The organism is Tsukamurella strandjordii (assembly GCF_039525985.1).
GTDB classification, from domain to species: Bacteria; Actinomycetota; Actinomycetes; order Mycobacteriales; family Mycobacteriaceae; genus Tsukamurella; species Tsukamurella strandjordii.
Window position 1 is genome coordinate 261,489 of sequence record NZ_BAAAII010000008.1, and the last position, 18,023, is coordinate 279,511.

16 protein-coding genes and 1 pseudogene are annotated in these 18,023 nt (G+C 69.3%); 8 read left to right on the forward strand and 9 right to left on the reverse strand.

The annotated features are described in order from the left end of the window. Window positions 1-52: 52 nt before the first annotated feature. Window positions 53-1,513: a CCA tRNA nucleotidyltransferase gene (locus tag ABD108_RS15850; protein ID WP_343930774.1), complete on the forward strand. Its 1,461-nt coding sequence runs from the start codon at window positions 53-55 to the stop codon at window positions 1,511-1,513. Here ABD108_RS15850 and ABD108_RS15855 read toward each other — a convergent pair whose 3' ends face one another. From ABD108_RS15855 to ABD108_RS15865, 3 genes are read right to left on the reverse strand one after another with little or no spacing between them, the layout of a single operon-like run. Beyond that, entirely contained in the window at window positions 1,514-2,014 is a 501-nt protein-coding gene (locus ABD108_RS15855; RefSeq protein ID WP_220657204.1) for a hypothetical protein, read from the reverse strand. Between the two features lie 49 nt (window positions 2,015-2,063). Continuing rightward, window positions 2,064-2,561: a hypothetical protein gene (locus tag ABD108_RS15860; RefSeq protein ID WP_343930775.1), complete on the reverse strand. Its 498-nt coding sequence runs from the start codon at window positions 2,559-2,561 to the stop codon at window positions 2,064-2,066. Between the two features lies 1 nt (window position 2,562). Next, a complete protein-coding gene (locus tag ABD108_RS15865) occupies window positions 2,563-3,888 on the reverse strand; it encodes an MFS transporter (RefSeq protein WP_220657205.1) in 1,326 nt (441 codons plus the stop codon). 74 nt (window positions 3,889-3,962) lie between these two features. Between ABD108_RS15865 and ABD108_RS15870 the strand changes: the two genes are divergently transcribed. From ABD108_RS15870 to ABD108_RS15880, 3 genes are all read left to right on the forward strand, one after another. After that, window positions 3,963-4,592, forward strand: coding sequence for a YqgE/AlgH family protein (locus ABD108_RS15870; protein ID WP_220657206.1), 630 nt, complete (start codon window positions 3,963-3,965; stop codon window positions 4,590-4,592). A gap of 148 nt (window positions 4,593-4,740) precedes the next feature. Further along, complete coding sequence (locus ABD108_RS15875; protein WP_220657207.1) at window positions 4,741-5,097, forward strand: hypothetical protein; 357 nt, start codon at window positions 4,741-4,743, stop codon at window positions 5,095-5,097. 44 nt (window positions 5,098-5,141) lie between these two features. After that, window positions 5,142-6,116: an ABC transporter substrate-binding protein gene (locus ABD108_RS15880; protein ID WP_343930776.1), complete on the forward strand. Its 975-nt coding sequence runs from the start codon at window positions 5,142-5,144 to the stop codon at window positions 6,114-6,116. Between the two features lies 1 nt (window position 6,117). On the opposite strand, the gene ABD108_RS15885 is transcribed toward ABD108_RS15880, so the two are convergent. Further along, on the reverse strand, window positions 6,118-7,104 hold the full coding sequence (locus tag ABD108_RS15885) for a bile acid:sodium symporter family protein (RefSeq protein ID WP_220657209.1): 987 nt from the start codon (window positions 7,102-7,104) through the stop codon (window positions 6,118-6,120). Beyond that, window positions 7,105-7,584: an SdpI family protein gene (locus ABD108_RS15890; protein ID WP_343930778.1), complete on the reverse strand. Its 480-nt coding sequence runs from the start codon at window positions 7,582-7,584 to the stop codon at window positions 7,105-7,107. Between the two features lie 61 nt (window positions 7,585-7,645). Here ABD108_RS15890 and leuS point away from each other — a divergent pair, with 61 nt between their 5' ends. The 3 genes from leuS to ABD108_RS15905 are packed head-to-tail and all read left to right on the forward strand — an operon-like array spanning window position 7,646 to window position 12,804. Then, entirely contained in the window at window positions 7,646-10,504 is a 2,859-nt protein-coding gene (leuS, locus tag ABD108_RS15895; protein ID WP_343930779.1) for a leucine--tRNA ligase, read from the forward strand. 10 nt (window positions 10,505-10,514) lie between these two features. Continuing rightward, window positions 10,515-11,573: a hypothetical protein gene (locus ABD108_RS15900; protein WP_343930780.1), complete on the forward strand. Its 1,059-nt coding sequence runs from the start codon at window positions 10,515-10,517 to the stop codon at window positions 11,571-11,573. A gap of 58 nt (window positions 11,574-11,631) precedes the next feature. After that, window positions 11,632-12,804 (forward strand): winged helix DNA-binding domain-containing protein, encoded by a 1,173-nt coding sequence (locus ABD108_RS15905; protein WP_343930781.1) that lies wholly within the window; start codon window positions 11,632-11,634, stop codon window positions 12,802-12,804. Between the two features lie 25 nt (window positions 12,805-12,829). Here ABD108_RS15905 and ppgK read toward each other — a convergent pair whose 3' ends face one another. Genes ppgK through zwf form a run of 4 tightly spaced genes read right to left on the reverse strand, consistent with a single transcriptional unit; the run spans window position 12,830 to window position 17,567 of the window. Continuing rightward, window positions 12,830-13,588 (reverse strand): polyphosphate--glucose phosphotransferase, encoded by a 759-nt coding sequence (gene ppgK, locus ABD108_RS15910; protein WP_343930783.1) that lies wholly within the window; start codon window positions 13,586-13,588, stop codon window positions 12,830-12,832. Continuing rightward, entirely contained in the window at window positions 13,585-14,229 is a 645-nt protein-coding gene (gene eda, locus ABD108_RS15915) for a bifunctional 4-hydroxy-2-oxoglutarate aldolase/2-dehydro-3-deoxy-phosphogluconate aldolase (protein WP_343930784.1), read from the reverse strand. The genes ppgK and eda overlap by 4 nt, the downstream gene beginning before the upstream one ends. A gap of 30 nt (window positions 14,230-14,259) precedes the next feature. Beyond that, window positions 14,260-16,092, reverse strand: coding sequence for a phosphogluconate dehydratase (gene edd, locus ABD108_RS15920; protein WP_343930785.1), 1,833 nt, complete (start codon window positions 16,090-16,092; stop codon window positions 14,260-14,262). Further along, a complete protein-coding gene (gene zwf / locus ABD108_RS15925; RefSeq protein WP_305112228.1) occupies window positions 16,089-17,567 on the reverse strand; it encodes a glucose-6-phosphate dehydrogenase in 1,479 nt (492 codons plus the stop codon). The genes edd and zwf overlap by 4 nt, the downstream gene beginning before the upstream one ends. Window positions 17,568-17,708: 141 nt before the next feature. On the opposite strand from zwf, the pseudogene ABD108_RS15930 reads away from it, so the two are divergent. Next, window positions 17,709-18,023 (forward strand): annotated as a pseudogene (locus tag ABD108_RS15930) (sugar kinase); the annotation flags it as partial.

Genomic DNA, 18,023 nt, shown 5'->3' on the forward strand with positions numbered 1-18,023 from the left:
CCCCGGTCGGGGTGTTTCGACGGTGCGCCGCAGCGCCGTAGACTGGTGGGTCGTGACCGATTCGACTTCCGATCCGCGCGCCGAGCGCCGGACCAGGCTGCTGGCGGCCGCGCACATCTCGTTGCGTGAGCTGTCCGATGTGCTGGTGCCGCTGGGCACCCGGTTCGCCGATGCGGGTCACGAGCTGTACCTGGTGGGCGGATCGGTGCGCGATGCGCTGCTCGGCCGCCTCACCAGCGATCTGGACTTCACCACCGACGCCCGCCCCGAACAGGTCCAGGACCTGCTGCGCGGCTGGGCCGAGGCGATGTGGGACACCGGGATCGAGTTCGGCACCGTGAGCGCCGCCTTCCACGATCAACAGATCGAGATCACCACCTACCGCGCCGAGGCCTACGACCGGGTCACCCGCAATCCCGTGGTGAAGTTCGGCGAGAACCTGCGCGACGATCTGGTGCGCCGCGATTTCACCATCAACGCGATGGCCGTGAAGGTGGGCCGCGAGGGCGCCGAGGATTTCCACGATCCGCTGAACGGGCTGGACGCCCTGCTGGCCGGCGAGATCGACACCCCGGCCACCCCGGAGGAGTCCTTCTCCGACGATCCGCTGCGGATGCTGCGCGCCGCCCGTTTCGTCTCCCAGCTGGGCTTCTCGGTGGCCGAGCGGGTGCAGCGCGCGATGACCGACATGGCGCCCGAGATCGACCGGATCACCGCCGAGCGGGTGCGCGCGGAACTGGACAAGCTGATCCTGGGCGAGCACCCGGTGGACGGCATCGTGCTGCTGGTGGACACCGGCCTCGCCGAGCGGGTGATCCCCGAGATCCCCGGGATGAAGCTGGCGATCGACGAACACCACCAGCACAAGGACGTCTTCTGGCACTCGATGACGGTGCTGCAGCAGGCCATCGACCTGGAGGAGTCCGATCCAGACCTGATCCTGCGCTGGGCCGCGCTGCTGCACGACATCGGCAAGCCCGCCACCCGCCGGCACGAGGCCAACGGCGGGGTCTCCTTCCACCACCACGAGGTGGTGGGCGCGAAGATGGTGCGCAAGCGGATGCGGGCCCTCGCCTACCCCAAGGCCGTGATCGAGGACGTGGCGCAGCTGGTCTTCCTGCACCTGCGGTTCCACGGCTACGGCGATGGCCAGTGGACCGATTCCGCGGTGCGCCGCTACGCCACCGACGCCGGACCGCTGCTCCCCCGGCTGCACAAGCTGGTGCGCGCCGACTGCACCACCCGCAACAAGCGGCGCGCGGCTCGGCTGCAGGCCACCTACGACGGCCTGGAGGAGCGGATCGCGAAGATCGCCGCGCAGGAGGATCTGGCGCGGGTGCGGCCCGATCTGGACGGCAACGCGATCATGGAGCTCCTGGGCCTGGAGCCCGGACCGCAGGTGGGCGCGGCGTGGAAGTTCCTCAAGGAGCTCCGGCTCGACCGCGGCCCGCTCGACCGCGACGAGGCCGAGGCCGAACTGAAGAAGTGGTGGACGGAGCGGCAGGGCTCCTAGTCAGCGCTGCTCCAGGTACGGGGTGCGCTCGCCGGGGATCGTGAGGATCCGCTTGCGCAGGTCGTAGCTGAGGTCGCCGAGGGCGGGCCAGCCGCGGGGCTGCGGATTGTCGAGCTGGGTGCGCAGGACGGTCCCGTCGGCGGCCACGACGGTGGCGGTGACGGCGGAACCGTCCATGATCACGGCGCGGGTGTCGACGGCCGGACGGTTGCGCAGCACGCGTTCGGCGATCGCCCGGAGATCGGCCACATCGGCGCGAGTGCCGCGCAGCTGGACGAGCCCGCCGGGGGAATCGCCGTTGGTGATGATGCGGCCGTCGGCGTAGACCTTGACCCGCTGCGGCGGGGTGGGGACGAGGAAGACGGTGTTCGTCACGTCCACGACCACGCCGTCCGCGGGCGGCGCAGCCGCGGCGGCGGAGCCCGCGCCCCCGGCGATCATCGAGACGAGGAGCGCGAGCACCGTGGCGGCCGCGCCGCCGATCCGAATCGTCCGGTTCATGCCGCACACCCTACGCCGGTCGTACGCGAAGCGAAATGACCTCTTCCGGTTAGCGCACATCGACGGCCCCGTCGGCCGCCCCGTCGCCGTCGGCGTCGAACAGCAGGACATCGGGCGCGCCGTCACCGTCGGAATCGACCACCGCCTGCCGGGGCGCCTGGCCCGGCTCGGCCGGGACGGGTGTGACCGGTGGCGCCGGCTCTCCCGGCGCGGCGGGTGCCGGTGTCGCGGGCGCGGGTGCTGGTTCCGGTGCGGCGGGAGCCGGGACACCCGGTGCCCGGCAGCGCGACGGTGCGGGCGTCTCGCGCTGCGCCCACAGGCCGCTGCCGTCGTCGCGGAAGCGGGACTCGCCGGTGCCGTCGTCGTCGAGATCGAGTGCGGCGGCGTCGGCGCGACCGTCCGCATCGAGGTCCAGTACCGCATCGTCGAGGCGCCCGTCGCCGTCGAAGTCGAGCAGGACGGCACCGTCGACCGCGGGCGACCGCCAGGTGCTCACCTGCCCGTCGCCGACGCCGAACCAGTACTCGATCGAGCCGTCGTCCCCCACATCAATTGGACGCGTCGGGCGCGACGGGGGTTCCCTTCCGCCGGTACAGCGCCAGCACCAGGACCACGGCCACGGCGTAGATCGCGGCCCCGAACAGGGCCAGCGGGCGGCTGGCCCCGTCGTACGGGACGACGGCGGCGGCGAAGGCGACGGCGGCCACGAAGGTCACGTTGAACAGGGCGTCCTGGAAGGCGAAGACCTGCCCGCGGCGTTCGTCGGGGACGTCCATCTGCATGGCCGCATCGCCGGACAGTTTGACCACCTGCCCGGCCAGTCCCAGGATCGCCGCCGCGCACACCAGCACGGCGAAGTTGAGGGTGAGCACGCAGAGCTGGGTCAGGCAGGCCACGGCGAGCGCGCCGACCACGGTGTTGCGCCGGCCGGTGCGCGCCACCGCGAAGGGCACGATGACCGCGGCGGCGAACATCCCCACCGCCGTGGCGCCCGCGACCGCGCCGAATCCGGCGAGTCCCAGGGTGCCGTCGGTGAAGTGGTAGCGCGTCAGGAGCAGCAGCATCATGGTGTTGAAGCCGAAGACGGTGCGGTGTGCTCCCATACCGGTGAGGGCCGCGGTGACCGACGGTGCGCGCCAGGCGGCGATGGCGCCGTGCGCGAGCCCGGTGCCGATGTCGTGCACGGCGGAGGTCTTCGCGACGGGGGCGTCCGGATCATGGTCCGGTCCGAGGACGCCGGCGGGGAAGCGGGCGGCGAGTGCGGCGCCGGCCACGGCGATCAGCGCGGCGCAGCCGAGGACGGCGGCGCTGCCCGCATCGTCGGGTCCGAACATGGCGCGCAGGCCCACCGCGGTGGTGGCGCCGAGCGCGGTGGCGCCCGCGCCGAAGGTGGTGGTGACCGAGTTCATCGCCACCAGTTGCTCGCGGTCGACCACGTGCGGGAGCGAGGCCGACAGACCCGAGGCCACGAACCGGCCCGCTCCGCCGACCACCAGCGCGACGATGAAGATCGGTGTCTCGCCGCCGCCCGAGGCGAGGATCGCGGCGCACAGCACGATGAGCGCGGCGCGGATCAGATTCGCCACGATGAAAACCCGCCGGCGGTCCCAGCGGTCGAGCAGGGCCCCGGCGAACGGTCCCACCACGGAGTAGGGCAGCAGCAGGACGGCGAGGCCCGCGGCGATGGCCGCCGGGGAGGCGCCGCGCTGCGGGTTGAAAACGATGGCGCTGCCCAGCGCGGCCTGGAACAGGCCCTCGGCGTACTGGCTCAGCAGCCGGACGCCCAGCAGGCGCAGCAGGTCGGGCAGATCGCGGAAGGTGCGCCACGCCGCTGGCTTGGGCTGCGGGTCCGCACCCGGACCGCTGACTGTCACCGCTTCACGATAGCGACGGTGCGCCGGTCGTGGTGTGCGACCCCGAAGTCGGTGGTGCGTGCCATGATGGGGACGTGGGTCCCGATCGTTCCAACGAATCCGCTCCGCGGGACGCGTCCTCGGGTGAGAACGCGGGCGCGGATATCGACGTGTCCGCGGGCACGCTTCTGGTGTCGTCCCCGGAGTTGTACGAGCCCACTTTCCGGCGCACCGTCGTCTACCTCATCGAGCACAACGAGTCCGGCAGCCTGGGCGTGGTGCTCAATCGCCCGAGCGAGTCCGCGGTGCACGGTGTGCTGCCGCAGTGGCACGAGCTGGCCGCGAAGCCGAAGGCGGTGTTCGTGGGCGGTCCGGTGAATCAGTCCGCCGCGCTGTGCTTGGGCGTGGTGAAGGCGGGGCAGGACGTGGAGGGTATCCGCGGCCTGCAGCCGGTGTCGGGCCGCGTGGTGCTGGTGGATCTCGATTCGGATGTCGAGATGATGGACGAGCTGCTCGACGGTGTGCGGGTGTTCGCGGGGTACAGCGGTTGGGGCATGGGCCAGCTCGACGATGAGCTGGAGCGCGACGATTGGATTCCGTGCGCGTCCCTGCACACCGATGTGCTGACGCCCCCGCGGGTCGATCTGTGGGGAAAGGTCTTGCGCCGTCAGGGCTTCCCCACCTCGTTGCTGGCGACGCACCCGGTGGACGTCTCCGTCAACTGACGGTCCTCGAGCGGCGGTCGTCGTCGCGTGTCCGATGTCCGGACGACCTTCTCTGCGACTCGTCGTCGCGTGGCCCCCGGTCGGCATGACAACCAACCTTGTCGTAGCATTTAGTTAGAGACAATTGTCTAACAAGGGAGCGACCGTCTTGGCCGCCGTCACTACCGCAGGTCACCGGCATCTCCGGGCCCGCGTCCTTCTGGGTGCGCTCCTCACACTCGCCGGGATCGGCCAGCTGATCCGCGTGGTGCGGTGCGGTGTTCCGATCGACGGTGCCGGACACATGGGCATCGCGTTGGCCTATGCGATGCTCGCGCTCACCGTGCTGGTGAACGAGCGCTGGGGATTCTTCGCCGCGATCGGCTTCCCGGCGATCGGGGAGCTGCTCGGCGACAACCGCGTGTACGAGTTCGGCGCCAGCGGCGCGATGCAGGTGGTCGAGATCCTGATCGTGCCGACGGCGTTCTACCTCTGGCGGGTGACCGCGCGGATGGACACCCAATGAATTAGGCTAGACTTACCTCCCGAGCACCGGCTGGAGGAGGCAATGTGAAGAAGGTCCTCGCCGCCCTGGCGGCCCTGGCGCTACTCGCCGGATGCGGGACGTCCGATCCGCAGGCGCCGGCACCCTCGTCGTCCACGGTGTCGATCCCCCAGGCGAACGGCACCATCGACTACCCGGTGGGACCGAAGCGCATCGTGGCCTCGGGCTACTCCATCGACAACGTGCTGGCGCTGGGCATCAAGCCCGTCGCGATCGTGCAGCTCACCCAGCCCCTGCCGGCGCCGTGGCAGCGCGAGCAGCTCAAGGACGTGCCGGTGATCAAGGCGGCCAGCGCCACCGAGCTCCCGGTCGAGGAGATCGCCAAGTACCAGCCCGATCTGTTCGTGGGCGATCACCGCATCGTGCGCGGCAAGAACTTCAGCTCGATCAGCGGTGTCACCAAGGTGCTCGGCGGCATCGGCGCCTCGGGTGCGGAGGCCGGGTGGGACACGCAGCTGCTGGCGCTGGGCAAGATCCTCGGGAAGGAGGATCAGGCCAAGCAGGTGATCGCGGCCGATCACGAGTACGTGGCCGGGGTGGCGCAGAAGTACCCGGGCCTGCGCGGTAAGACGGGGTTCGTGGCGCAGTACGTGGCGTCGTCGGCGAGCTTCAACGTGATCGCCGATCCGCAGGACCCCACGAACCGGTTCTTCACCGAGCTGGGCCTGCTGATGCCGAAGGCGATCCGCGAGGACTCCCGGTTCACCAATCCGGCGAACCGCGGGATGGTCTCGCTGGAGCTGTTGCCGAAGATCGGTGCCAACTTCATGGCGATCTACCCGAACGGTGCCGCCGGTGCGGATCTGCTCAAGCTGCCGGGGTACACCGCGCTGCCGCAGGTGCAGCGGGACTCCACGGTGATCGCGGATCTGGACCTCACCTATTCGGTGTATCAGCCCACGTCGCTGAGCCGGAAGTGGTTCATCGAGAAGGTCGAACCCACGTTGAAGCTGGTCTCGGAGCAGCCCGCGGTGGAGTGAGTCACCGCGGCTGTGCGGGCTCCAGCTCGCGTCCGTACTTGGCGGCCAGCCAGGCGCACATCATGAGCTGGATCTGGTGGAAGATCATCAGCGGCAGCACCAGCAGGCCCACGGGCTGTCCGGCGAACAGCACGGCGGCCATGGGCAGGCCCGTGGCCATCGACTTCTTGGTGCCGCAGAACTGGATCGCGATCATGTCGCCGCGGTCGAAGCCCAGCTTCTCGGCGGAGAACCGGGTGAGCCACAGCATGAACAGCACCAGCAGCACCGACAGCACGATCAGCTGCAGCACGCCCACCCACGACACCTGGCTCCAGATGTGTTCGCGCATACCGGCGGAGAAGGCCGCGTAGACCACGAGCACGATCGATCCGCGGTCCACGTACTTCAGGGCCGCGGCGTGCTCCTTGACGAAGTCGGCCACCCAGCGGCGCGACAGCTGGCCCAGGATGAAGGGCAGCAGCAGTTGCAGGCACAGGTCGAGCACGGCGCTGCTGCGGAACTGCACCTCGCCGGTGGTGGCCATGAGGCCCAGCACCAGCAGCGGTGTGATGAAGATGCCCAGCAGGTTGGACAGTGAGGCGCTCACGATGGCGCCGGGCACGTTGCCGCCGGCGATCGAGGTGAAGGCGATCGATGACTGCACCGTGGACGGCAGCAGCGTCAGGAACAGCACTCCCGCGTACAGGCTGGGAGTGAGCAGGGCGGGCGGCAGGAACTGCAGCAGCACGCCGATGATCGGGAAGACCACGAAGGTGAAGCCGAGGATCACGGCGTGCAGGCGCCAGTGCTTCAGGCCGGCGAGCGCCTCCTGCGGGTGGATGCGGGCGCCGTACAGGAAGAACAGGACGGCGATGGCGACGGTGACGGCGCCGTCGACCACCGGCACGGCCTTGCCCTGGGCGGGGAAGACGGCGGCCACCGCGACGGCGGCGAAGATCGCGAGGATGAAGCCGTCGATCGACAGCTTGTTCAGCAGAGCGCGCATTTACGCGGGGTGCGGCTCGTGGTCGCACATGCCCTTGAGTACGCATGCGCCGCACCCGCCGGTCACACCGCAATCGTCGGCGGGGTTCGACGGTGCGCCGTCCGTGGCGTCGTCGGCGCTGCAGCAGGTGGCGTCGGGCATCTGCAGGCGGGCCTGGATCGATGCTGCGCGCGAGCCCTGCAGGGCGCCGAATCCGGCGAGGAACAGGCCTGCGAGCACGGCGATGCCGACGGCGATGTAGGACCAGGGCGCGCTCATCGCGAGGCCCACCAGGGCCCCGCCGCCGAAGATGATGCCGGCGGCCATGAGGCCCGGTCCGGCGACGCGGTTCGCGGTGCGCCAGAGCAGCGGGTCGGAGAGCGTCTGCTCGGTGCGGACCCCCACGAAGCCGTTCTCGGGGAGGCGGCCCGCGAGTCCGGCCGCACCGACCGCGAGTGCGGCGAGTGCGGCCACTGCCAGGATCACAACCAAGACGAGCACCCGTCCAGTGTAGGTTCGCCGCGAATTTCGTCCCATCAGGGGCAGCATTTAGGCTGGTGGGGTGACCCAGAACGTGGAACAGACCGCCTCCGCCGTGCCCGCCCATCGCTACACGGCGGAGCTCGCGGGCGCGATCGAGCAGCGGTGGCGCGACACTTGGCGCGACGGTGGCGTCTTCAACGCCCCGAACCCCGTCGGCCCGCTCAAGGCGGCCGACGGTGCGCTGCCCGCCGACAAGCTCTTCCTGCTGGACATGTTCCCGTACCCGTCGGGCGCGGGCCTGCACGTGGGCCACCCGCTGGGCTTCATCGCCACCGACGTCTACGGCCGGTACCACCGGATGAACGGTGCAAACGTGCTGCACACGATGGGCTTCGACGCCTTCGGACTGCCCGCCGAGCAGTACGCGGTGCAGACCGGCACCCACCCCCGGGTCACCACGGAGAAGAACGTGGCGCGGTACCTGGAGCAGATCGCCACCCTGGGCCTGGCGCACGACGAGCGGCGCCGGGTGTCCACCACCGATCCGGAGTTCTACCACTGGACGCAGTGGATCTTCCTGCAGATCTACAACTCCTGGTACGACGCCGCCCAGGACCGCGCGCGGCCCATCGCCGAGCTGGAGGCCGAGTTCGCGGACGGCAGCCGTGCGCTGGCCGACGGTCGCGACTGGTCGAGCCTGACGGTGGTCGAGCGCGGCGCCGTGCTCGACGAGTACCGCCTGGTCTACGAGAGCAATTCGCTGGTGAACTGGTGCCCGGGCCTGGGCACGGTGCTCGCCAACGAGGAGGTCACCGCCGACGGCCGCAGTGAGCGCGGCAACTTCCCGGTGTACCGCAAGCAGCTGCGGCAGTGGATGATGCGGATCACCGCCTACTCCGATCGCCTGATCGACGATCTGGACGTGCTGGACTGGCCGGAGAAGGTCAAGTCCATGCAGCGCAACTGGATCGGCCGCAGCCGCGGTGCGCGAGTGCGCTTCTCCCCCGCCGTCGGCACCGAGCCGATCGAGGTCTTCACCACGCGCCAGGACACCCTGTTCGGCGCCACCTACCTGGTGCTCTCCCCCGAGCACCCGCTGGTTGACTCCCTGGTCGCCGAGGCGTGGCCCGCGGGCACCGACGAGCGCTGGACCGGCGGCGCCGCGACCCCGGCCGAGGCCGTCGCCGCGTACCGCGCGTCGATCGCCGCGAAGTCGGATCTGGAGCGCCAGGAGAACAAGGAGAAGACCGGCGTCTTCCTGGGCACCACCGCGACGAATCCGGTGAACGGCACCGAGGTTCCGGTGTTCATCGGCGACTACGTGCTCATGGGATACGGCACCGGCGCCATCATGGCCGTCCCCGCGCACGACACCCGCGACCACGAGTTCGCGACCACGTTCGGCCTGCCCATCATCGAGGTGGTCGGCAGCGATGTGGGTGTGACGGACGAGGCCTACACCGGCGACGGTCCCGCCGTGAACTCCGCGCACGGTGATCTGGACATCAACGGGCTGAACGTGTCCGAGGCCAAGGTCGCCGTCACCGCCTTCCTGGAGAAGACGGGCGCCGGTGAGGGCACCGTGCAGTACAAGCTGCGCGACTGGCTGTTCGCGCGGCAGCGGTACTGGGGCGAGCCCTTCCCCATCGTCTTCGACGCCGACGGTGCGCCGCACGCCCTGCCGGAATCCGAACTGGCCGTGCTGCTCCCGGAGGTCAAGGACTACGCGCCGGTGGCCTTCGATCCGGAGGACTCGGATTCGCAGCCCAATCCCCCGCTGGCCAAGGCCACTGACTGGCTGCACGTGGAGCTGGACCTGGGCGACGGGCTCAAGGACTACACGCGCGATGCGAATGTGATGCCGCAGTGGGCCGGTAGCTCCTGGTACCAGCTGCGCTACATCGATCCGACCAACTCGGAGGCCTTCTGCGCCAAGGAGAACGAGGCCTACTGGATGGGCCCGCGTCCCGAGGTGAACGGTGCGAAGGATCCCGGCGGTGTCGATCTGTACGTGGGCGGCGTGGAGCACGCGGTGCTGCACCTGCTGTACGCGCGGTTCTGGCACAAGGTGCTCTTCGACCTGGGTCATGTGAGCTCGCGGGAGCCCTACCGGAAGCTGTTCAACCAGGGCATGATCCAGGCCTTCGCCTACACCGACTCGCGCGGCGTCTACGTGCCCGCGGAGGAGGTCGTCGAGCGCGACGGCAAGTACTTCCTGGGCGATCAGGAGGTGAACCGCGAGTACGGCAAGATGGGCAAGTCGCTGAAGAACTCGGTGGCGCCGGACGAGGTCGCGCGCGACTACGGCGCCGACACCCTGCGCGTCTACGAGATGTCGATGGGCCCGCTGGATCAGGACCGTGCCTGGGCCACCAAGGACGTCGTCGGCTCGCAGCGATTCCTGCAGCGCGCGTGGCGCACCGTGATCGACGAGGAGACGGGCGCCGTCCGGGTGACCGACGAGACCCCGTCGGATGAGACGATGCGCCTGCTGCACAAGACGATCGCCGGAGTCCGCGAGGACTACTCGGAGATGCGTGACAACACCGCCATCGCCAAGTTGATCGAGCTGACCAACCATCTGACCAAGGCGTACCCGGGCGGTGCGCCGCGGGCCGCGGCGGAGCCGCTCGCGCTGATGCTGGCGCCGGTGGCGCCGCACATCGCCGAGGAGCTGTGGAATCGTCTGGGCCACACCGAGTCCCTGGCGCACGGGCCCTTCCCGCAGCACGATCCGCAGTGGCTGGTGGAGGACACCATCGAGATCCCGGTGCAGGTGAAGGGCAAGGTGCGTGCCCGGATCACCGTGGGCGCCGATGCCTCCGACGAGGCGCTCGAGGCCGCCGCGCTGGCCGAGCCCAAGGTCGCCGAGCTGCTCGACGGTGCCCCGCGCAAGGTGATCGTGGTGTCCGGCAAGCTCGTCAACGTCGTCCCGTAGCGATGTAGCCATGACGCCGCTCGCGGAGCAGTTGATGTCCGGCCCCCGCGGCCGGCAACTCTGCCTGTTGGCTGCGTGTTTCGCCTACCGGGACGTCTCGGAGGCGTCACAGCGGATCGGAGTTCGGCTCGATTCCAGTGTGGACGGCGGCTGGTACGCACCGGGTGGGATCGGGATCAACCCGGGCTCCGAGGACCGCGTGAGTACGCTCGTCGCGACGCTGGCCGCGGTCGAGGCGATCGACGACCATTGGATCCACCTCGCATTGGAGTCGATCGTCGAGCTGGCGATGTACTGGCAGGAGCCGCACGACATCCTCGCTTCGCGCCCCGAACTGGCGGTCGGGCTTCGGCGGATCGCCGAGATCGTTGCGGTAGCGCCTGTGGCGCAGTGGTGGACCGCGGGGATTGATCGCGCACAGTTCGCGGTCTGGATGGGCGGCCGTTCGGAAGGCATCGTGCTGCGAAAGGCGTCTGAGCATCTCGACGTGTGGCGGGCCGGGGTCCTTCGCGACGAGGTCACCGCCGCCAGGGAACGGCCGAGCGACCCGAGGGCGCGCTACGGCGGAATCTGGTGGTCCCGTCCACCGTATTCATTACCGCGCACCTGTTCCGAGCAGGCCGGCGTGCCGACCGGTCTGTATTTGATCGAGGACGGCTTCGGCGAGACTCGAGCGGCGGTAGACCGTGCTCGGGCGTCGGGGCGCGTCTTCGAGATCGATTCCGCAGCAGCATGGGCGGAGCTGTGCCGCCGCTATCCGCTGGACGTGACCGCGTCGAAGCGGCACGACTGGTACCGGACCACGGGACTCGCCGATACCCGCTGGGTGATGCCGGACTGGACGGCCGTGGCAGAGGAGTACGACGCGGTGCACCTACAGGTCGGCGCGTACCTGGCAGCGAGCGGCACGGCGATCGAGGTGGAGCCGGGGGTGCACTCGGTCATCGCGGGCTGGGCGCCGGGCGACACCGTCTGGCTCACGGATGTCGTCGAAGTGGAGCCTCGGGGCCGGGGCTTCGTCAAGGATCAGGGCGACGACCTGTGGCACGCGGTGGAGGAGACGGCATGAGCGGCTCGGTACATGGAGCCGGACGGGATCGATTGGCCCACAACCTGGGAGTCCTCTGATGCGATTGATCGACGATGCGGAACGCCGCGCCCGTATGGCGCGGCGGCACGCCCTGGCTGCGCCGCACCGGGTGGATTCGGTTCTCGACGCGGTGCGCTCCGTGGCGGTGCTGCACGCCACCGAGGCCGCCACCCCGTACCTGTCCGTGCAGGCCCGGATGAACGGCTTCACCCGTGAGCAGTACGAGCACGAGCTGTACGAGGAGAAGTCGCTCGTCAAGCAATTGGCCATGCGGCGCACCATGTTCGTCTTCCCCCGGCCGTTGCTGGGGGCGGCGCTGAGCGCACCGTCGGAACGGGTGGCCCGCACCGAGCGCGCCAAGGTGATCAAGGACGCCGAGGCCGGCGGGATCTGCGCGGACGGCGGCGCCTGGCTCAGCGATGCCCGCTCCGCCGTGCTCGCGGCGCTGGCCGGTGGCAGGGAACTGGGCGCGAAGGAACTGCGGGAGACGGTGCCCGAGCTGGTGGGGCAAGTGACGCTGTTCGAGGGCAAGAAGTACGGCGGCGATCAGCATCTCGCGCCCCGGGTGCTCACCTGGCTCGGCGCCACCGGGGATCTGGTCCGCGCCCACAACGCGAGCCACTGGCGCGTGAACCGGAACCTGTGGGCCCGTGGCGACGAGTGGCTCGGCGCAGCTCCCGTGCGCATGGACACCGATGCGGCGTACGCCGAACTGGTGTCCGAGTACCTGCGGGCCTTCGGGCCGGCCACGGAGACCGATGTGGTGTGGTGGTTCGGCGCCACCAAGTCCGCGATCCGCGCCGCCCTGGCGGCGATCGGCGCGGTGGAGGTGGCCCTCGAACGGGACCGCACGGGCTGGGTTCTGCCCGACGATGTGGAACCCGAGGAAGCCGTGGATGATTGGGCCGCGCTGCTCCCGGCGCTGGACCCCACACCGATGGGCTGGAAGGAACGGGACTTCTACCTGGACCCGGGTTTCGCCTCGTCGATCTACGACACCGCCGGCAACTGCGGCGCCACCGTGTGGTGGCAGGGCAGGATCGTGGGTGCCTACCTGCAGGACGAGGACGGCATCGTGCAGTGCGTGTACGGCGCCGAGCCCGGACGCCGAGCCCGCGCCGCGGTGCAGGTGGAGGCGGATCGACTGGGGGAGTGGATGAACGGCGAGCGGGTGGCCTCGATGTACAAGGCCCCGCTCATCCCTCGTTAGTCACGGGGCGCACGCCGGAATACCGTCAGCGAGGAAGCAGGAGCGATGAGTGGGAGACCATCGCGGCACCGACGAGTCCGGCGGTGTTCCCGAGCGCGGCCGGGACCACGGGCGCTGAACTCCGGACGTGGTGGAGCCACTGATCGGCGTCACGGCTGATCCCCCCGCCGAGGACGATGAGATCGGGGGAGAGCAGCTTCTCGCATTCGCCCAACACGCGCGACAGTCGTGCCGCCCATGTCGGGTAGGACAATCCGTCCCGCGTCTTGACGGAACCTGCGGCCAGTCGCTCCGCGATCGTCCCGTCGATGTTCAGGTGTCCGAGTTCCGTGTTCGGTAGGAGCCGACCGTCGTGGATGACTGCGGAACCGATTCCGGTCCCGAGGGTCAGAACGAGAACGACGCCGCAGTGTCCGGCTCCGGCGCCGTAGCGCGCTTCCGCCAGGCCGGCGGCGTCCGCATCGTTGAGCGCACGGGCGGGCAGATCGGTGACTCCGGAGAGGACGTCCTCGATGTCCGTGCCGATCCAACTCGGATCGATGTTCGCCGCCGTGCGGATCGTGCCCTCGTTGATCACGGCGGGGACCGTCATCCCGAAAGGCCCGGACCAGTGGAAATGCGTGATCATCTCGCCGACGGCGGCTGCCACGGCGTGCGGGGTGGCGGGGCGCGGTGTGGTGATGGTGTGCCAGTCCCCGTCGATCTCGCCGGTCGCGAGATCGACGATCCCTCCCTTGATCGCGCTGCCGCCCACGTCGATCCCCAGCGCCGCCTCGAAGGTCATCGGGCGGTGCCGCCGTCGTGATCCTGGGAGAGTGCCCGCGCTGTGGCTGCGGCTTCGGTGATCGCGGACCAGTTCTCGGTCGCCGTCGCCTGGGGCGTCACGATCCACGAGCCGCCCACGCACCCGACGTTCGGCAGGGCGAGGTACTGCGGTGCGCTGCTGAGGGTGATCCCGCCGGTCGGGCAGAACCGAGCGGTGGGTACGGGTCCGCCGATCGACTTCAGCAGGGCGGGTCCGCCGATGGCCTCGGCGGGGAACAGCTTCAGCTCGGTGTAGCCGGCCTCCAACGCCATCAGTACCTCGGAGACGGTCGCGACGCCGGGTAGGTGGGGAAGACCCGTCCCGGCCATCGCCTGGAGCAGCGTGGGGGTGCTTCCGGGTGAGACGAGGAACTGTGCGCCGGCCGATCGGGCTTGTTCGGCCTGTTCCGGGCGGACGATGGTGCCTGCGCCCACGAGGATTTCCGGTACCTCTTCGGCGATGCGCTCGATGGCGGCGAGCGCCACCGGGGTGCGGAGCGTGAGCTCGATGACCGGCAAGCCGCCGGACACCAGCGCGCGGGCGATCGGGACGGCGTGGTCGAGTTCGTCGATGACGACGACCGGGATGACGGGTGCGTGGTCGAGCAGCGAGGGGGTCATGGATTCTCCTGGAATGGTTCGACGCGGTTTTCAGGCGTAGAGAGGGAAGATGCTCGCGCCCTCGTCGGCCGGTCCGACGGCGGCGCGGAAGCTCGCGAACAGCTCACGGCCGGTGCCGGCCATCTCCTCCGCGGTCAGAGCGCGGCCGGTCGATTCGCGTGCGGACAGTTCCTCGTCGGCCACGTGCAGGGTCAGACTGCCGGCCACGGTATCGACGGTGATGAGATCGCCGTTGCGAACCCTGGTCAACGGTCCGCCCGTCGCGGCCTCGGGGGTCAGGTGGATCGCCGCGGGGACCTTGCCGGAGGCGCCGGACATCCGACCGTCGGTCACGAGGGCGACCCGGTGGCCACGGTCCTGCAGTACGCCCAGCGTCGGGGTGAGCTTGTGCAGCTCGGGCATTCCGTTCGCTTGCGGGCCCTGGTAGCGGAGCACGGCCACCACGTCGCCGGTCAGTTCGCCCGCGGCGAAGGCGGCCAGGAAGTCTGCCTGATCGTCGAAGATCCTTGCGGGAGCGGTGACCACGCGGTGTTCGGGTGCCACGGCGGATGTCTTGACGACGGCCGAGCCCAGGTTTCCGGTCATCGTCTTCAGGCCACCATCGGCGGCGAAGGGCTCCTCGACGCTCCGCAGAACGGCGGTGTCGAGGCTTGCGGTGGGGCCGTCCCGCCAGGTGACGGCACCGCCGGCATCCAGCACGGGTTCCTGTGTGTAACGGCGCAATCCGGGACCGACGATCGTGCGCACGTCGTCGTGCAGGAGCCCGGCATCGAGCAAGGTGGATACGGTGAAGCTGAGGCCGCCCGCGGCGTGGAAGTGGTTGATGTCGGCACTGCCGTTGGGGTAGATGCGCGCCAGCAGGGGGACCACGGCGGAGAGAGCCGAGATGTCGTCCCAGGTGAGAATGATCCCGGCCGCCTTCGCTATCGCGACCAGGTGCATGGTGTGATTGCTCGATCCGCCGGTGGCGAGGAGCGCGACGGTCCCGTTGACGATGGCTTTCTCGTCCACGATCTCGCCCAGCGGGGCGTAGTCGTGATCGACGGAGGTCAGTGCGGTCACCCGGCGACCGGCTTCGGCCGTGAGCGCGGTCCGCATCGGGGTGTCGGGGTTCACGAAGCTCGAACCGGGGAGATGCAGACCCATGACCTCCATCAGCAGCTGGTTGGAGTTCGCGGTGCCGAAGAAGGTGCAGGTGCCGTTGCCGTGGTACGAGGCGGCCTCGGCGTCGAGCAGTTCGCTTCGACTCACTTTGTTCTCGGCGTAGAGCTGCCGGACACGGGCCTTCTCGGAGTTCGGCAATCCGGATGTCATGGGGCCGGCGGGCACGAACACGGTCGGAAGATGGCCGAAGGCCAAGGAACCGATGAGCATTCCGGGGACGATCTTGTCGCAGACGCCCAGCATCAGGGCGCCGTCGAACATGTCGTGCGAGAGGGCGATGGCGGTGGCCATCGCGATCACGTCGCGGCTGAACAGCGACAGTTGCATACCGTCGCGTCCCTGCGTGATGCCGTCGCACATCGCAGGGACACCGCCGGCGAACTGCGCGATTCCGCCGGCATGGATGACGGCCTGTTTCAACTGGGCGGGAAAGGATTCGAAGGGTTTGTGCGCGGAGAGCATGTCGTTGTACGACGAGACGATCGCGATATTGGGCTTGGTCGTGCCGCGGAGCGCCGCCTTGTCCGCGGGGCCGGCGGATGCGAATCCGTGGGCGAAGTTCGCGCATTCCAGGCGTCCCCGGGCGGGCCCGGTAGCGCCCGCCGCGTGGATCTTCCGCAGGTACGCCGCGCGCGACGCCGCACTGCGTTCCGTCACCCGTTCGGTGACCTCGGCCAGGACGGGGTGAATCGTGGTCACGGGTGGGCTCCTTCGTTCCAGGTGCGGCCGTCGCGTTCGATGAGCGTGGCCGCATCGGACGGGCCATCGGTGCCGGCCGGGTAGCGACGCGGTGCTCGTTCGGATCCGGCCCAGCTGTTGAGGATCGGCTCGACCCAGGTCCACGCGGCCTCCACCTCGTCCCGGCGCATGAACAGCGTCGGATTGCCCCGGACCACGTCCATGAGTAGGCGCTCGTAGGCGTCGGGGGAGGGCAACTGGAAGGCCTCGGTGTAGTTCAGGTCCAGGGATACCGGCCGCAGCCGGATCCCGCCGGGTCCCGGTTCCTTCGCGGTCATGTGCAGCCGCATGCCCTCCTTCGGCTGGAGTTGAATGACCAGCCGGTTGGGCTCGCTGGTGCCCTGGCTCCCCGGGAACATCGGGTGCGGGACCGGCTTGAACGCGATCACGACCTCGGAGTGCCTGCGCTCCATGCGTTTTCCGGTGCGCAGGTAGAAGGGAACCCCGGCCCACCGCCAGTTGCGCACCTCGGCCTTGAGTGCGACGAAAGTCTCGGTGCGGCTGTCGGGATTGTTCGCCTCCTCCTTGTATCCGGGAACCGCTGCGCCGTTCACGAGGCCCGGACCGTACTGGCCCGCAACGGCGTCGCGTTCGGCATCCTCGGTGGTCATCGGCTTGAGCGCCTGAAGCACCTTGAGCTTCTCGTCGCGAACGGATTCCCGGTCCACGTAGGTGGGCGGCTCCATCGCCACCAGGCACAGCACCTGCAGCAGGTGGTTCTGGATCATGTCGCGCAGCGCACCGGAGGTGTCGTAGTACTCGCCGCGGGCACCCACGCCCAGTTCTTCGGACACGGTGATCTGGACGTGGTCGATGCACGTCGAGTTCCAGAGCGGTTCCAGGACGCTGTTGGCGAACCGGGTGACGAGCAGGTTCTGGACGCTCTCCTTGCCGAGGTAGTGGTCGATCCGGAAGATCTGCGACTCCTCGAACACCTGGCCCACGGCGTCGTTGATCTCGCGGGCGGAGGCCAGGTCGTGGCCGATCGGTTTCTCCAGGACGACCCGGGAGGACCGGTCGACGAGTCCGTGTGCGGCCAGGTTCTCGGAGATGGGACCGAACAGGCGGGGAGCGCAGGCCAGGTAGTACACCCGAATGCGGTCGGCGTCCTCCTGGAGCAGGGTCGTCAAGGGCTCCCAGGTCGAGTGATCGGTGGCGTCGAGGTAGACGAACTCGAGCCGCCGCAGGAATCGGTCGAGTACGGCCTCGTCGAGTGATTCGGTGGCCACGAATCGGCCGAGTTCGCCGCGCATCTTGTCGCGGTAGCCCGCTGTGTCCAGGCCCGACCTGGACACCGCGATGATCCGGGTGTCGGTGGGGAGCTGGTCGTCGCGGTCGCGCAGGTAGAGGGCGGGCAGCAGCTTGCGAACGGTGAGGTCGCCGGTGCCGCCGAAGACGACGAAATCGCAGGGGGCCACGGGGCTGGTGGTCGACATGTATCTCCTGACTCATTCGAAACATTCAGACAGATAAGTGGCGCAATTAGGTACGTGGAAGGCTTAATTATGCACTCAAGAGTGCGAACGTGTGCGGAATTGAAAGTCTGGGCTCGCGTGAACGATGGTTGAATGGTGGGTATGCGCACGTCACGGACATCGCGAGCGGCAGTGACCGTCGGTGAGGTCTTCGCGCTGATCCGGACGGGGCACGGCACCACCCGCACGCAGATCGGGCGGGCGACGGATCTCTCCCGCACCGCCGTCGCGGCCCGGGTCACCGCCCTGCAGGACGCGGGTCTGGTGCTCGAACGGACGGAGTCGTCGTCGAGTCCCGGGCGCCCGGCCGCAGGCCTGGTCCTCAACGCCGACGCCGGTGTGGTTCTGGCCGTCGCGATCGGCCGCAGCCGCACCCAGTTGGGCGTGTGCAACCTGGCAGGGGACGTACTCGCGATC

What these genes read in the sequence shown, in the direction of transcription:
- ABD108_RS15900 (WP_343930780.1), top strand. Translation starts at nt 10,515, where the DNA reads ATGACGCCGCTCGCGGAGCAGTTGATGTCCGGCCCCCGCGGCCGGCAA.
- ABD108_RS15855 (WP_220657204.1), bottom strand. Translation starts at nt 2,014, where the DNA reads ATGAACCGGACGATTCGGATCGGCGGCGCGGCCGCCACGGTGCTCGCG.
- ABD108_RS15885 (WP_220657209.1), bottom strand. Translation starts at nt 7,104, where the DNA reads ATGCGCGCTCTGCTGAACAAGCTGTCGATCGACGGCTTCATCCTCGCG.
- eda (WP_343930784.1), bottom strand. Translation starts at nt 14,229, where the DNA reads ATGACCCCCTCGCTGCTCGACCACGCACCCGTCATCCCGGTCGTCGTC.
- zwf (WP_305112228.1), bottom strand. Translation starts at nt 17,567, where the DNA reads ATGTCGACCACCAGCCCCGTGGCCCCCTGCGATTTCGTCGTCTTCGGC.
- ABD108_RS15905 (WP_343930781.1), top strand. Translation starts at nt 11,632, where the DNA reads ATGCGATTGATCGACGATGCGGAACGCCGCGCCCGTATGGCGCGGCGG.
- ppgK (WP_343930783.1), bottom strand. Translation starts at nt 13,588, where the DNA reads ATGACCTTCGAGGCGGCGCTGGGGATCGACGTGGGCGGCAGCGCGATC.